This window comes from Mesorhizobium erdmanii (assembly GCF_013170725.1).
Lineage (GTDB): Bacteria > Pseudomonadota > Alphaproteobacteria > Rhizobiales > Rhizobiaceae > Mesorhizobium > Mesorhizobium erdmanii.
Window position 1 is genome coordinate 5,344,896 of sequence record NZ_CP033361.1, and the last position, 13,615, is coordinate 5,358,510.

General features: G+C 64.8%; 11 protein-coding genes and 1 pseudogene. 8 read left to right on the top strand and 4 right to left on the bottom strand.

Annotated features, from left to right (window positions below):
* Positions 1 to 3: 3 nt before the first annotated feature.
* Both EB233_RS26015 and EB233_RS26020 read right to left on the bottom strand, forming a co-directional pair.
* Positions 4 to 1,062, bottom strand: a complete 1,059-nt coding sequence (locus EB233_RS26015; protein ID WP_064987941.1) for a phosphotransferase — start codon at positions 1,060 to 1,062, stop codon at positions 4 to 6.
* Entirely contained in the window at positions 1,059 to 2,360 is a 1,302-nt protein-coding gene (locus EB233_RS26020; RefSeq protein WP_064988752.1) for an ArgE/DapE family deacylase, read from the bottom strand. The genes EB233_RS26015 and EB233_RS26020 overlap by 4 nt, the downstream gene beginning before the upstream one ends.
* Positions 2,361 to 2,537: 177 nt before the next feature.
* On the opposite strand from EB233_RS26020, the gene EB233_RS26025 reads away from it, so the two are divergent.
* From EB233_RS26025 to EB233_RS26060, 8 genes are all read left to right on the top strand, one after another.
* Positions 2,538 to 3,185 carry a GNAT family N-acetyltransferase gene (locus EB233_RS26025; protein WP_064987940.1) on the top strand — a complete coding sequence of 216 codons (648 nt, stop codon included), beginning with the start codon at positions 2,538 to 2,540 and terminating at the stop codon, positions 3,183 to 3,185.
* A 50-nt stretch (positions 3,186 to 3,235) separates the two neighbouring features.
* Positions 3,236 to 5,896, top strand: a complete 2,661-nt coding sequence (locus tag EB233_RS26030) for a winged helix-turn-helix domain-containing protein (RefSeq protein ID WP_244277579.1) — start codon at positions 3,236 to 3,238, stop codon at positions 5,894 to 5,896.
* Positions 5,897 to 5,979: 83 nt separating this feature from the next.
* Entirely contained in the window at positions 5,980 to 7,101 is a 1,122-nt protein-coding gene (locus EB233_RS26035; protein WP_064987938.1) for a class II histone deacetylase, read from the top strand.
* A complete protein-coding gene (gene urtB / locus EB233_RS26040) occupies positions 7,091 to 7,963 on the top strand; it encodes an urea ABC transporter permease subunit UrtB (protein ID WP_244277578.1) in 873 nt (290 codons plus the stop codon). Before EB233_RS26035 ends, urtB begins: the two co-directional genes overlap by 11 nt.
* Entirely contained in the window at positions 7,960 to 8,946 is a 987-nt protein-coding gene (locus EB233_RS26045; RefSeq protein ID WP_064987937.1) for a branched-chain amino acid ABC transporter permease, read from the top strand. The genes urtB and EB233_RS26045 overlap by 4 nt, the downstream gene beginning before the upstream one ends.
* Complete coding sequence (locus EB233_RS26050; protein ID WP_064987936.1) at positions 8,943 to 9,647, top strand: ATP-binding cassette domain-containing protein; 705 nt, start codon at positions 8,943 to 8,945, stop codon at positions 9,645 to 9,647. The genes EB233_RS26045 and EB233_RS26050 overlap by 4 nt, the downstream gene beginning before the upstream one ends.
* Before the next feature lie 2 nt (positions 9,648 to 9,649).
* Positions 9,650 to 10,351, top strand: a complete 702-nt coding sequence (locus tag EB233_RS26055) for an ABC transporter ATP-binding protein (RefSeq protein ID WP_064987935.1) — start codon at positions 9,650 to 9,652, stop codon at positions 10,349 to 10,351.
* An 81-nt stretch (positions 10,352 to 10,432) separates the two neighbouring features.
* Entirely contained in the window at positions 10,433 to 11,602 is a 1,170-nt protein-coding gene (locus EB233_RS26060; RefSeq protein ID WP_064987934.1) for a substrate-binding protein, read from the top strand.
* 31 nt (positions 11,603 to 11,633) lie between these two features.
* Here EB233_RS26060 and EB233_RS26065 read toward each other — a convergent pair whose 3' ends face one another.
* Positions 11,634 to 13,280, bottom strand: a complete 1,647-nt coding sequence (locus EB233_RS26065; RefSeq protein ID WP_064988751.1) for an acetolactate synthase large subunit — start codon at positions 13,278 to 13,280, stop codon at positions 11,634 to 11,636.
* 89 nt (positions 13,281 to 13,369) lie between these two features.
* Positions 13,370 to 13,516 (bottom strand): annotated as a pseudogene (locus tag EB233_RS26070) (LysR family transcriptional regulator); the annotation flags it as partial.
* Positions 13,517 to 13,615: the final 99 nt, after the last annotated feature.

A 13,615-nucleotide genomic window follows, 5' to 3' on the forward strand; every position in this document is an offset into this window, starting at 1 on the left:
GATCTACTCCGGATTGGAATGGTCGAGGAAATAATGGCGGGCGTCCGCGGGTGACAGCCCATCCAGCCGTTCGAGCGAGGTCCAGACCTCCCCGGCGTGGCGCAGGACATAGTCGCGTTTGGCCGGGAACCGCTCCCCCTGCCAAGTTGTGATGTTCACGATGAGCGCAAGGCGGGCGCGGATCAGATTGAAAAGAATGCCGATTTCTTCGACCTCGAGCGGCTGCACCGATTGATAGCCGGCAACGAAGCGCGCGGCCGGTGCCAGTGGATGGCCCTCCGCCGGCCAGCGGTAGACGGCGCCGATGGCGAGATCGCAGATTAGCGGCGAATGGATCATGTCACCGAAATCGAGGATGCCGCTCACCACCTCCGGCTGCGACGCGTCCATCACGACATTGTAGGTGTTCATGTCGTTGTGGACGATCTGGGCGCGAAGTTTCGGGATTACTGGTGCGGCATGCTCCTCGAATGCGTCGATCGCACGCTCGACAATGGCGCGCCGACCAGCGTCAGCGATATGCGCGATCATCGGCCGTGTCTTGGCGACCTTTCTGATATCCCAGAGCAGGTCGCTGCCGGCGGCCGGATGAAAGAAGCCGCGCAGCGCCCGGCCAAGCCGGGCGAGGAATATGCCGAGATTGCGATCCTGCGCGGCCGATGCCGGCGAGCGCGACAGTAACTGGCCGGGGAGATAGGTGACCAGCCGGATGATGCGCGGCGCCGATCCACTGATGCTGACGGTGCATTGCGCATCGCCTTCAAGGTTCTTGCGCACCAAGGGAACCGGCAAGGTCGGATCGACCGCCAGGATATGATCGAGCGCCTTGTTCTGGAAATCGGTGAAGCCGGCGTCTTCCGCCGGATGGGAAACCTTGAGGACGAACTCGCCCTCGCCTTCGGTCTGGATGTGGAAATTGTGGTCGCGTTCGCCAGGCAGCGGCCGCGCGGTGCCGATAAGGCCATAGTGCCGGCGCAAGATGGCAAGCGCCTCGGCGATCGAGACATCTGGCGCGTCCTCGGCAAGCGTCTCGCCGAAACCGTCAGGCACGGCCGCATTCATGATCCGGCCTCCGGATCGATCGGCTCGAGGCCGCACCAGTCGGCGATGAACAACGCAATGGTCTGGGTAACCTTGCGCACCGAATCGAGATCGACGGCCTCGTCATAGCCATGCGGCATGCGGCAGATCGGCCCATAGACGATCGCCGGCGTGTCGGCATAGAGGCCGAAGAAGCGCGCATCCGTCGTCGCCGAGGTGACGTGTTCCGTCAGCGGCTCGCCCCACACGGCGGTATGGCTGCGCCGCAGCACGGCTTCCATCTCGTCGGCGCCCTCCAGCACGTAACCCTCGGCCATGAAACCATTGTAGCTCATCTTGGGCGGGCGATTGGCCAGGAACGGATCAGCGCGGGCCGCATCGGCGATGCAGGCTTCGAGTTCGGCCCTGGCGTCCTCGAGCTTCTGGCCGGGATAGGTGGCGACCCGCATCTCGAAGACGCAGCGCGCCGGAACGCTCGATGTCCATTCGCCGCCTTCGATCTTGCCGAGGTTGAAGCGGATCGGATGCGGGTGATTGCAGAAATGCGGATCATCGACCTTGCGCGCATTCCAGACGATTTCGAGCTGCTTCAGCGCCTGGATGATGACGAACGCCTTTTCGATGGCATTGGCGCCGGCCGAGAAAGCGCCGGAGGCATGCTGCGGATCGCCGTCGACCTCGACCCTGAACCAGATCGGCCCGACCTGCGCCCGCATCAGTCGCGGTTCCAGGGGTTCGGGGATAAAGGCGGCGGCGGCGCGATAGCCGCGCTGCAGGCAGGCGAGCGCGCCATTGCCGGTGCACTCCTCCTCGACCACCGACTGGAGGTAAACATTCGCGGCCGGCTGATAGCCGAGGCCGCGCAAAGCGGCGAGCGCATAGAGACAGGCCGACAGGCCGGCCTTCATGTCGCCGGCGCCGCGCCCGTGCATCCAGCCATCCTCGATCGCCGGATCGTAGGGGTCGCGCACCCAGCGGTCGAGCGGTCCTGTCGGCACGACGTCGATATGGCCGTTGAGGATCAGCGAGCGGCCGGTGGCGTTTCGCGGCGTATGGGTGGCGACGACATTGAAGGCATCGTCATAGGAGACCGCAACCGGTGAAAACCCAGGCAGGTCGCGGATCGCGTCGACATCGACACGCCACATGTCGACCGCGTAGCCGTCGGCCTCATAAGCGGCGGCCATGAAGGATTGTGCGGCGTGCTCCTCGCCGCGCTGCGAGGGAAAGCGCACAAGCTCCGCCAGGAAAGCGACCTGCCGCGCGAAGCCGTCATCAACCGCATGCAAAATGGCTTCGTCGGCAATTCGCTCAGGCATGATATTCAGCTTTCCCATGAATGGTGTATCATATCTCATATGCCATTTTCTCAAAAGGCAAAGAGACAGGTCGGGCCAAAACTATGGCCCAACGCGGGAACCCCTTGGCATGCGGGCGCATAGTTGGCATCAGCTTGCTGTATGCCAGCGAGGCTGGATAGCAGAAATCGAGGACAGATGCTGGTCACCGAAGGCCCATTGCCGGATGAAGTCACCGATCTCTCTTCCGGTTACCGGCGCGTGCCGGCCGGCAAGATCGTCAATGCCGTGACGTGGATGGAAGCGCGCGCGCCAGTGCCAGGTCTCGCTCAACCCCTGGCAATGACCCGGATCACCAAGCCCGACAGTGCCGCCTACCGCACGATCTTCCTCGAGATCGGAGCTCCCTGGCTCTGGGATCGCGCCGCCGAAATGTCCGAGGCTGAGATCACCTCGCATTTCGCCGACCCGCGCCAGCATCTCTACTACGGCCATGATGAAAGCGGCGACCACGTCGGCATGGTCGAATTCCGCGTGGCGGACGGCAACGAGATCGAGATCACCTATTTAGGCCTGTTCCCCGCCTTGACCGGGCGAGGCCTCGGCAAGCGGCTCATGGCCGGCGCGCTCGACCAGGCATGGCGCCTCGGTCCCGGCCGCATCTGGCTGCACACCAGCAGCATCGATCATCACAGCGTCATCGGCTTCTACCGGGCTTGCGGGTTCGAACCCTATGCCGCCGGATTCGAAATCACCGACGATCCCCGGATCAAGGGGACCCTGCCGCGCGATGCGGCCCCGCAGATCCCGTTGATCACGACGGAATGGGTGCCCGACGCCAGATGAGACCGTCTTCGCAACCCGCCGGCCTTTCATCGTCTCACCATCGCCGGTGGGTGCGGCGCGAAAGCATCCTGTCGAGACTGGAGCGGCATGTCGACACGCGCATCGTGCTGTTCGCTGCGCCCGCCGGCTTCGGCAAGTCGACGACGATGGCGCAATGGGCCACGGAAGTCGCGCGGCTTGGCCGGTTGACCGCCTGGCTGTCCTGCGAGGCGACGGACAATGACGAAGGCGCCTTCCTGTCGCATCTGGTGGGCGCGCTGCGCCACCTCGTCCAGAACCCGGCCGAACTCGACCTCGCCTTCCAGTCGAGCCCGATCCCGCAGCTCGACGTCGTGCTCGCGGCACTGATGGCGGGCTTTGCGGCGCGCGACGCCGAGATCACCCTGTTCTTCGACGACTACCACGTCATCGAAGCGCCACCGGTGAAGCGGTTCATGGAGCGGCTGACCCGACAGGCGCCCGCCAATGTTGCCTTCGTCATCGGTTCGCGCAACTTGCCCGACTTGCAGCTCGGCAAGCTCAGGGTGCTTGGCGACGTTTTCGAAATCGGCCCGGATGATCTGCGCTTCGCCTCGTCCGAGGCCGAAGCCTTCTTCAACGACAAGCTCGGCCTGAGCGTCAGCAGCGGCACGGTGGAGACCTTGTGTTCGCGAACCGAAGGCTGGGCCGCCGGCCTGCAACTCGCCTCGCTGTCGCTGAGTGCCGCGCATGCGCCGGAAACCGTCATCGGCAATTTCACCGGCGCCAACCGCAACGTCGCCGACTTCCTGATGGGCGAAGTCTTCCTGGGGCTACCACCGGCGCTGGCCAAGTTCCTGCTCCACAGCTCGATCTTCGAGCGCTTCAGCGCCGAGGCTTGCCGGGCTGTCTTGCGTGCCGCGGATGCCGAGGCCGATATCACCGAAATCGAGACCCGCAATCTTTTCCTTGTCCCGCTCGACGAGGAGCGGCGCTGGTTCCGCTATCATCATCTGTTCCACGACTTCCTCAGCCGCGAAATGGAACGGCGCGAGCCGGAGATGATCGCCCCGCTGCACCTGGCCGCCGCCGAATGGTTCGGCGAACGCAAGATGCTGACCGAGGCGATCGGGCATGCGCTGGCCGCCGGCGACCAGGCGCGCGCGGCGGTGTTCGTCGAGAACAACGCGCTCGAACTCATCGCCCAGTGCCAGCTGCTTTACGTGCGCCAGTTGCTGGCGCTCCTGCCGAAGCAACTGGTCGACCAGCGCATCCGGCTGCAGCTGATCGTGCTGTGGCTGGCGGTGCACTCGAGCCAGCCCGAAATCGCCCAGATGACCCTCGCCAATGCGCGCAAGCTGGTCGAGACCGGGCCGGCCGACGGCAAGGATCCGGGCACGCTGACCGGCACCACGATCGAGGCCGAGATCGCCGTTCTCGATGCCGCCGTGCACAGCACGCTGGAGCAGTTCGAGGACGCGCGCGACACCGCGCTGGCCGCGTTGCGCGTCATCGCGCCCGATGCCTGGTTCATGGAAGGCGCAACCGCCAACGTCATCGGCTACAATCTCTACGCTCTGGGCGACCTCGAGGGCGCCCGGGCGGCGGTCGACGCGGCGCGTAGGGCGCATGAGCGAAGCGGCAGCCTGCTCGGCGTCACCATCGCCAATTGCTACATGGCCGTCATCGAGCGCTCGGCCGGCCGCCTGCCCGCCGCCGAACGGCTGCTGCGCAACACGATCATCGAGGCCAGGACACGGATCGGCGCCAATTCCTATGCCGAGGCACTCGCCGGAACGCTGCTTGCCGAACTCGCCTACGAGACCAACGCTTCGGGCGAAGCGCTGACGCTGGTCGAGAATCTGGGACCGCTGATCGAGGGCGCCGCGGTCATCGTCTATCCCCTGGCCAGCGTGCCGACCTATGCCCGCGTGCTGCAGCTGACCGGTCGCGGCGACGCGGCGCTCGACATGCTGGAGCGCGTCTACCAGCGTGTGCGCGGTTCGGTCTACCGCCGCCTTGCCTCCGTGCTGGTGCATGATCGCATCCGGCTTCTGCTCGACCAGAACCGAATCGTGGAGGCACGCGCCCTGCTCGACGAGCATCGGGGCGAAAGCACTGAGACCGCCCCCACCGTAGCCAACGAATTCGAGTTCTTCGCCGAGGGCCGGCTGCTGACGGCTGAAAAGTCCTACGCGGCGGCCGCGACACTTTTCGACACGTTGCTGGAGCGAACGAAAAGCGGCGGGCGCATGCGCCGCCACATCCTGGCGCTGATCCTGCGCGCCAAGAGCGCCGGCCATGACCAGCGCGAGGCGGACCGGCATCTTCTGGAAGCGCTGCGCCTTGCCCAGCCCTCCGGCTTCATCCGATCCTTCGTCGACGAAGGCAGGCCTGTCGTCGAAGCCTTGATGCGGCTGCGCGCCGCTCAAGCAAAGAGCGACCCGTCCCTGTCGGCCTATGCGACGCGCATCATCGATGCCGCGCAGACGATGCCCGTGCCGACGCGCAAGCCGGCAGCACCGACGGCCGAAAAGGAGCAGCTCACCCAGCGCGAATCCGAACTGCTGCGCTGCCTGTCGGAAGGCATGTCCAATCGCAATATCGCGGTCGCGTTGTCGGTGAGCGAGACGACGGTGAAATGGCATTTGAAGAACATTTTCGGCAAGCTCTCGGTATCGAACCGCGTGCAAGCCGTGCGTGCCGCCCAGGCCGCCTCAAACCTTCGTCACCCTCCGAAAGGAGGGGTATAGAGATCTGATGCGACCCCTCTTTCGGGTCGGGCCATCGTATCGTTAGCCTGCTAGCCTCCTGCGGATTGTAGAGGACGCTGCGGATGGCGACAGGTTACGTTTTTCACGAACAGCTGATGTGGCATGACACCGGCTCCAGCGCCGACATGATGCCTCCCGGCCGTTTCGTGGAACCCGGGCGGCACCTGGAATCGCCGGGGTCGAAGCGCCGGCTGAACAACCTTATCCAGGTCAGCGGCCTGGCGCGCCATCTGGTGCCGATCCTTGCCGAGCCGGTGACGGTCGAGGACCTGCTGCGCGTCCACACGCAGCGCCATATCGACGACATCAGGATGCTCAGCGAACGGGGTTGCGGCTTCGCCGGGCCGCAGGCGCCGATCGGCCTCAACAGTTTCGACATCGCCCTGCTCTCGGCCGGCACCACCTACGCGGCGATGCGCGCTGTGCTGACCGGCCGGGTCGACAACGCCTATGCGTTGGCGCGCCCGCCGGGGCATCATGCCGAGCCCGACCAGGCGATGGGCAACTGCCTGTTCTCCAACATCGGCGTGTCGGTGCGCCGGCTGCAGCATGAAGGCTTGCTCGGCCGCGCGGCGATAGTCGACTGGGACGTGCACCACGGCAACGGCACCGAGACGGTGTTCTATTCCGACCCGTCGGTACTGACTATTTCCCTGCACCAGGACAATCTCTATCCGACCGGGCGTGGCGCGCTGGCCGACAATGGCAAGGGCGAAGGCGAAGGCTACAACATCAACATCCCGCTGCCGGCCGGCAGCGGTACCGGAGCCTACGAAGCGACGTTCGACCGTATCGTCGCCCCGGCATTGCGCGCCTTCAGGCCGGATCTCGTCATTGTCGCTTGCGGATTCGATGCTTCGGGCTTCGATCCGCTCGGACGCATGATGCTCAACAGCGAATGCTTCCGGCGCCTTGCGGCGCGCATGGTGGCGTTGGCCGCCGAGACGTCGAACGGACGGCTGATGATGACCCACGAAGGCGGTTACTCCGAAGGCTACGTGCCGTTCTGCGGCCATGCCGTGATCGAGACGCTGGCCAATCATCGCACCGAAGTGGTCGATCCCCTGTCCGACCATATCGACGAATGGGCCGGGCAGGAGTTGCAGCCGCATCAGGCGGCCGTGATCGACGCGGCCGAAGGCCTGCTCGCGGGCCTGCGCCAACGGCTTGCAAGTGCTGCCTGACGCGATGGATTTTCTGGTCACCACGCTCCTCAACGCGCTGACGCTGATCAGCATCCTGATGCTGGTCGGCCTCGGGCTGGCGATCAGCTTCGGCCTGATGAACGTCACCAATCTTGCGCATGGCGAATTTGTGACCGTCGGCGCCTTCGCTGTCTATTTCGTCCAGAGCATCGGCGGCTCGTTCTGGCTGGGGCTGCTTGCTGCCCCCCTCGCCGGTGCGGTGGTCGGCTGCGTCCTGGAATTCGCCATCATCCGCCATCTCTATTCGCGGCCGGTCTCGACCGTGCTCGCCACCTGGGGTGTCAGCCTGATCCTGCAGCAAGGGCTGGAACTGACCTTCGGCCTCGGCGCCAAGCCGGTGACGCCGCCGATCGAGGGCACGTTCGACCTGTTCTTCACCGTCTATCCGGCCTACCGGCTGATCCTGATCGCGATTGCCATGCTGACCTTGCTCGGCGTCGTGCTGCTGATCAGCCGGACGTCGTTCGGGCTTGACATCCGCACCGTCATCCAGAACCGCGAAATGGCCGAAGGCGTCGGCATCAACACAAGGCGCACCTACGCCATTGCGTTCACCTTCGGCGCGGCCATCGCCGGGCTTGCCGGCGGGCTGGTCGCGCCACTGGCGATCGTGCTGCCGCAGATGGGGGTGAATTATCTCGCCAACGCTTTTTTCGTCGTCATTGTCGGCGGCGTCGGCTCGATTGGCGGCCTCGTCGCCGGCAGCGTTTTCGTTGGGGGACTGACCAGCATCCTCAACTACCAGATCTCGCCCTCGCTGGCACAAGCGATCGTGCTGCTCGCGGCCATCGTCGCCGTACGGCTGCGGCCCAACGGCCTGTTCAACGGAGCGTCGCGATGATCGCCCGCGACCGCAACTGGCTGCTGATCTTCGCCGTCTGCGCAGCACTCGCCGTCGTCTATCCGTTGTTCGCCGACGGCTATCAGCTGACCGTCATCCGCGACGCGCTGATCTTCGGCCTGTTCGCGGCGAGCCTCGACTTCTTCTGGGGCCGCACCGGCATCCTGTGCTTCGGCCACGCCGCCTTCTTCGGCATCGGCGGGTACATCATGGCGTTGATCACGCTCAACGACGCCATTCCCTTCGGCAGCCTGCTCGGCATTCTGGGCGCCGTGGCCGGCGCGGCCTTCGTTGCCGCCATCATCGGCTACTTCCTGTTCTTCGGCGGCATCCGCGGCAGCTACTTCACCATCGTCACGCTGGCGATGGGCGTCATCTGCCAGCAGGCCGCCGTCTCCTGGAGTTCGGTCACCGGCGGCGACAGCGGCCTGATCGGCATCCCGCCAATCGCGTTCGATGTTGGCGGGCTGCACGTCGATCTCAGCCAGGACCTGCCGAGCTATGTCTTCGTCGCGGCCATCGTCGCGATTGTCGTGCTGGCGCTGTGGTCGATCAGCCGCGGCCGCTGGGGTACGGTGCTCACCGCCATCCAGGACAATGAAGTGCGGGCGGCAGCGCTTGGCCACAATGCACCGCTGCGGCTGCTCGTTACCTTCATCCTCTCGGCGGCGATCGCCGGGCTTGCGGGCGCGCTCTATGTCTGCATGGCCGGACTGGTAGCGCCCGATCTCTCCGGCCTGCTGCTGTCGACCGAAGTCATCGTCTGGGTGGCGGTTGGCGGGCGTGGCACGCTGCTAGGTCCGGTGCTGGGCGCCATCTTCATCCAGCGCGCGCAGCAGACGATCTCAAGCTTCAACCCGAGCCTGTGGCCGCTGCTGCTCGGCTGCGTCTTCGTCATCATCGTCTTCGTGCTGCCCGACGGTATCCTGTCGATCTATGCGCGGCTGAAAGGCCTGTTCAAAAGCCGGAGGCACGCGCCATGAGCGACGTCCTGCTCCTGGCCGAGAATGTCGGTATCCGTTTTGGCGGATTGCAGGCGCTCGAAGGTTTGAACCTCACCGTGCGCGACAAGGAATTGTGCTGCATCATCGGACCGAATGGCGCCGGCAAGAGCACCTTCCTCAACGTTTTGACCGGCACGCTCCGGCCGACCAGCGGCAGCGTGCGCTTCCTCGGCCACGACATTGCCGGCCTGCCGCTGCACCGCATCGCGCGGCTCGGCATTGCGCGAAAATTCCAGATCCCCTCGGTCTTTCCGAGCCTGTCGGTGGAAGACAATCTGAAGGTTGCACGGTGGGGCGCGCCCGCGCCGGTTCGCCCGCTTGGCGAGTTGCTGGACTTGGTCGCGCTTGGTAACCGCGCGGCCACGCTGGCCGGCGAACTGGCGCATGGCCAGAAGCAATGGCTGGAGATCGGCATGGCGCTGGCGATCGAACCGCGGCTTTTGCTGCTCGACGAGCCGACCGCCGGCATGACGCCACAGGAGACGCTGGCGACCGCCGAGATGCTGCTGCGGCTCAAGGGGGAGTTCTCGATCGTCGCCGTCGAACACGACATCCGCTTCGTGCGGGCGCTGAATTGCGAGACGCTGGTGCTGCATCAGGGGCGCCGGCTGCGCAGCGGTCCTTTCCACGACATCGAGGCCGACGAAATGGTCCGCGACGTCTATCTGGGGAGGCGCTGACCATGCTGCGGACACTGGCGATCTCAGCCGGCTATGGCCTGCTCCCGGTGCTGAACGGCATCGATCTCAGCGTCGCATCAGGCGAAGTCGTCGGCCTGCTCGGCCGCAACGGCGCTGGGAAGACGACGCTGTTGCGCGTCATCGCCGGCGGGCTGAAGGCGAGCGGTGGCGCGGTGCTTCTCGGCGATCAGGACCTGACCAACGCCCCCGCCTTCCGCCGGGCGCGAGCAGGCATCGCCCATGTGCCGCAGGGGCGCGGCATCTTCAACCAGCTGACCGTGCGGCAGAACCTGGAAGTCGGCACCCGCGCCGCCAGGGATCGCGGCGATGGCGGCATTCCGGACGACATTTTCGGCTATTTTCCGATCCTGCGCGAACGCGAAGCACAGGTTGCCGGCACGCTTTCGGGCGGCCAGCAGCAGATGCTGGCGATCGGCCGCGCTCTGTGCGGCCTGCCTTCCGTGCTTTTGCTCGACGAACCCTCGGAAGGCATCCAGCCGAACATCGTGCAATCGATCGCCGAACTGGTGCCGCGCATCGCCCGCGAGCGCGGAATCGCGATCGTTCTGGTCGAGCAGAATCTCGATCTCGTGCTCAAGGCGGCGGACCGCTGCCTGGTGATGGAGAAGGGCAGGATCGTGCACGAAGGCACGCCGGAGGCGTTCGCCGACGAGAGCCTGCTGAAAGACCTGTTGGCCCTGTAAGGCGCGCGTGAAGCGCGCCGGGGATTTTTTGACTTTGTAAGGCGTGCATGGGGCGCGCCTGGACTGGAAGGGAACACAACAATGATAAGCAGAAGAACCATCCTGAAATCCGGCGGCGCGGCCGCCGCCTTCGCCATGGTCGGCGCGCCATCGATCCTGCGCGCCGCCGACACCGTCAAGGTCGGCCTGTCGATCCCCATCACCGGGCTGCAGGCGATCCTCGGCGAAACGCTGCTCAATTGCTACAAGCTCGCCGCCGCCGAACTCAACGCCGCCAACGGCATTGGCGGCCGCCAGGTCGAATTGTTCATCGAGGACAACCAAACAACCACCAAGGGTTCGATCGACAAGGCGCGCAAGCTTCTCAATGAAGACAAGGTCGACGTGATCATGGGCACGATCATTTCGCCCGAGCGCAGCGCGACGCTGTCGGTGACCTCGAAGGCCAAGAAGCTGTTCTTCTACCCGACCAATTTCGAGGGTGGCGAATGCAACCGCTACTTCGTCGCCACCGGCCCGATCCCGATGCAGCAGGTCGACCCGATGATGCCCTGGGTAGCCGAGAATCTTGGCAAGACGATCTATGTCATGGCCTCCGACTATGCCTGGCCGCAGAAGATGACCGAGGCGATCACGGCTGCCTATGAGAAGGCCGGCGGCAAGATCATCGGCGCCGACTACTATCCCTTCGGCACCACGGACTTCGGCCCGGCCTTCCAGAAGATCAAGTCGCTGAAGCCCGATGTCGTCTGGTCGATGGTGGTCGGCAACGACGCCGTCACCCAGCTCAAGCAGTATCGCTCTTTCGATATCAAACAGCCGCTGATCGCGCCACTCGACGAGGTCTTCAACAAGGACGCGCTGCCGCCCGGCGTTGCCGCCGGCACCTATGCGCCGCAGCCCTACTGGATGGCGCTCGACAATCCGGTCAACAAGAAGTTCATCGCGAGCTTCCGCGAGAAATTCGGCCAGGAGAAAATGGTCAACGGCATCGGCGAGGCCGGCTATAACGGCCTGCACCTCTATGCGCTGGCCGCCGAGAAGGCCGGATCGCTGAAAGACGACGATGTGCTCAAGGCGCTGCCGACGATCGAGTTCGACGCGCCGCAAGGCAAGATCCGCGTCGACGCCTCCAACAACCACACGCTTTGCCATTCCTATGTCGGCAAGGCGGCGGCCGACGGCATCAGCTACGAAATCGTCAAGGATTTCGGCCAGATCGCGCCGGTAACGCCTTACTGCAAGGTGTAGGACCTCAGCACCTGACGGCGGTTTCGCGCCGTCAGGTCGACTTTGGGGCAGGCAGCCGCTCGCGCAATTCGTCGACAAGCACCCTGGTGTTTTCGGAATAGTCTATGGGCACGACGACGAGATGCACGCCGCCGCCGGCAAAGGCCTGTTCCAGCGCCGGCCGCAAGGCGGCGATCTCGGCAACCCTGGTCCCCCTGGCGCCATAGGCCTCGGCGTATTTGACGAAATCGGGATTGCCGAAGGTCATGCCGAAATCCGGAAATTCGTCGACCGCCTGCTTCCAGCGGATCATGCCATAGGCATGGTCTTCCAGCAGCAGCACGACGAGGTTGAGCTTGAGCCGGACGGCGGTTTCCAGTTCCTGGCTGTTCATCATGAAGCCGCCGTCACCGCAGATGGCCATGACTCGGCGGTTGGGATAGAGCAGCGCCGCCATCATCGCCGAGGGAAGGCCGGCGCCCATGGTCGCCAGCGCATTGTCGAGTAGCAGTGTGTTTGCCATGCGGGTGCGGTAGTTGCGCGCGAACCAGATCTTGTACATGCCGTTGTCCAGCGCGAGAATTCCGTCCGCGGGCATGACGGCGCGCACGTCATGCACGATGCGCTGCGGTGTGAAGCGGTCTTCGGTGGCACGCGCGGCGATCCGGCTCAAAATCCCTTCCCTGAGCGGCAGCAGGGCCTGCGCATTGGGAATCTTGCCCTCGACGCGGTCGGCCAGCAGCGCCAGCGACGGGCCGAGGTCGCCGACGATCTCGGCCTGTGGGAAATAGACCTGTTCTACATCGGCCGAGTGGTAGCCGACATGGATCACCTTCGGTTCGTTGGCGCCCATGATGAAGGGCGGTTTCTCGACCGTGTCGTGGCCGATGGTGATGATCAGGTCAGCCTGCTCGATGGCCTCGTGCACATAGTCGCGCTCCGAAAGGGCTGCCGTTCCCATATAGAGCTCGGTGCCGCCGGGCACGGTGCCCTTGCCCATCTGTGTGGTGAAATACGGAATTTGCGTGCGCAGCACGAACTGGGCGACATCGGGGGTCACGCGCGGCCGCGACGCCGCCGCGCCGAACATCAGCAGCGGACGCCTGGCCTCCATGATCATGCGGGCGGCACGATCGAGCGCGGCAGCACTTGCCGTGGGCAGTTCGACCGGATGTGTCGGCACCAGCGCCACCGGCTCGCATTCCGCCGCCGCAATGTCTTCCGGCAGTTCCAGATGCACGGGACCCGGCCGCTCTTCCTGGGCGACGCGAAAAGCTTCGCGCACCAGCGACGGGATCATCCTGGGCGATACGATCTGGCGCGACAGCTTGGTCAACGGCTTCATCGCCGCGACGATATCGACGATCTGGAAGCGCGCCTGCCGCGACGACAATATGCCCTTCTGGCCGGTGAGCATGATCATCGGCATGGCGCCGAGCAACGCGTAGGCAGCACCGGTCGTCAGATTGAGCGCGCCCGGGCCAAGCGTGGTGATGCACACGCCTGCCTTGCCGGTGAGCCTGCCATAGGTGGCGGCCATGAAGGCGGCGGCCTGTTCGTGGCGGGTCAGGATCAGCTGGCTCGACGAACGGCGGATCGATTCGACGATGTCGAGATTTTCTTCGCCCGGAATGCCGAAGATCCGGTCGACCCCCTCATTCTCGAGGGCCGCGACGAACAGATCCGAACCTTTGGTCATGAACCGCCTCTCCCGCAATGCCTGCATTCCGCCTTCATATGGCATTGGAAAGCGGCGCCTCAAAGAGCGCAAGCCCGCGCGGCTCGCAATCAACCCATCAGTTTCGGCAAGGCGGCCGCCAGCGCGTCGACGGCAAGCCGCATCTTGAGCGGCAGATGCGGCGTCTGCAGCCAAAGGGCGTGGCAGTCGTAGAGATGGCGCGGCTGCTCCGGCAACAGCGCCACCAGCGCACCGGCTCGACCGAGGGGCGTGGTGACGATCTGAGCAACGGCAACGGCGAACAAATCATTCTTGCCGGCACTATCGCCCTTGAAGGCACGGCTCCGCATTCCTAA

What these genes read in the sequence shown, in the direction of transcription:
- EB233_RS26015 (WP_064987941.1), bottom strand. Translation starts at nt 1,062, where the DNA reads ATGAATGCGGCCGTGCCTGACGGTTTCGGCGAGACGCTTGCCGAGGAC.
- EB233_RS26020 (WP_064988752.1), bottom strand. Translation starts at nt 2,360, where the DNA reads ATGCCTGAGCGAATTGCCGACGAAGCCATTTTGCATGCGGTTGATGAC.
- EB233_RS26025 (WP_064987940.1), top strand. Translation starts at nt 2,538, where the DNA reads ATGCTGGTCACCGAAGGCCCATTGCCGGATGAAGTCACCGATCTCTCT.
- EB233_RS26035 (WP_064987938.1), top strand. Translation starts at nt 5,980, where the DNA reads ATGGCGACAGGTTACGTTTTTCACGAACAGCTGATGTGGCATGACACC.
- EB233_RS26045 (WP_064987937.1), top strand. Translation starts at nt 7,960, where the DNA reads ATGATCGCCCGCGACCGCAACTGGCTGCTGATCTTCGCCGTCTGCGCA.
- EB233_RS26050 (WP_064987936.1), top strand. Translation starts at nt 8,943, where the DNA reads ATGAGCGACGTCCTGCTCCTGGCCGAGAATGTCGGTATCCGTTTTGGC.
- EB233_RS26055 (WP_064987935.1), top strand. Translation starts at nt 9,650, where the DNA reads ATGCTGCGGACACTGGCGATCTCAGCCGGCTATGGCCTGCTCCCGGTG.
- EB233_RS26060 (WP_064987934.1), top strand. Translation starts at nt 10,433, where the DNA reads ATGATAAGCAGAAGAACCATCCTGAAATCCGGCGGCGCGGCCGCCGCC.
- EB233_RS26065 (WP_064988751.1), bottom strand. Translation starts at nt 13,280, where the DNA reads ATGACCAAAGGTTCGGATCTGTTCGTCGCGGCCCTCGAGAATGAGGGG.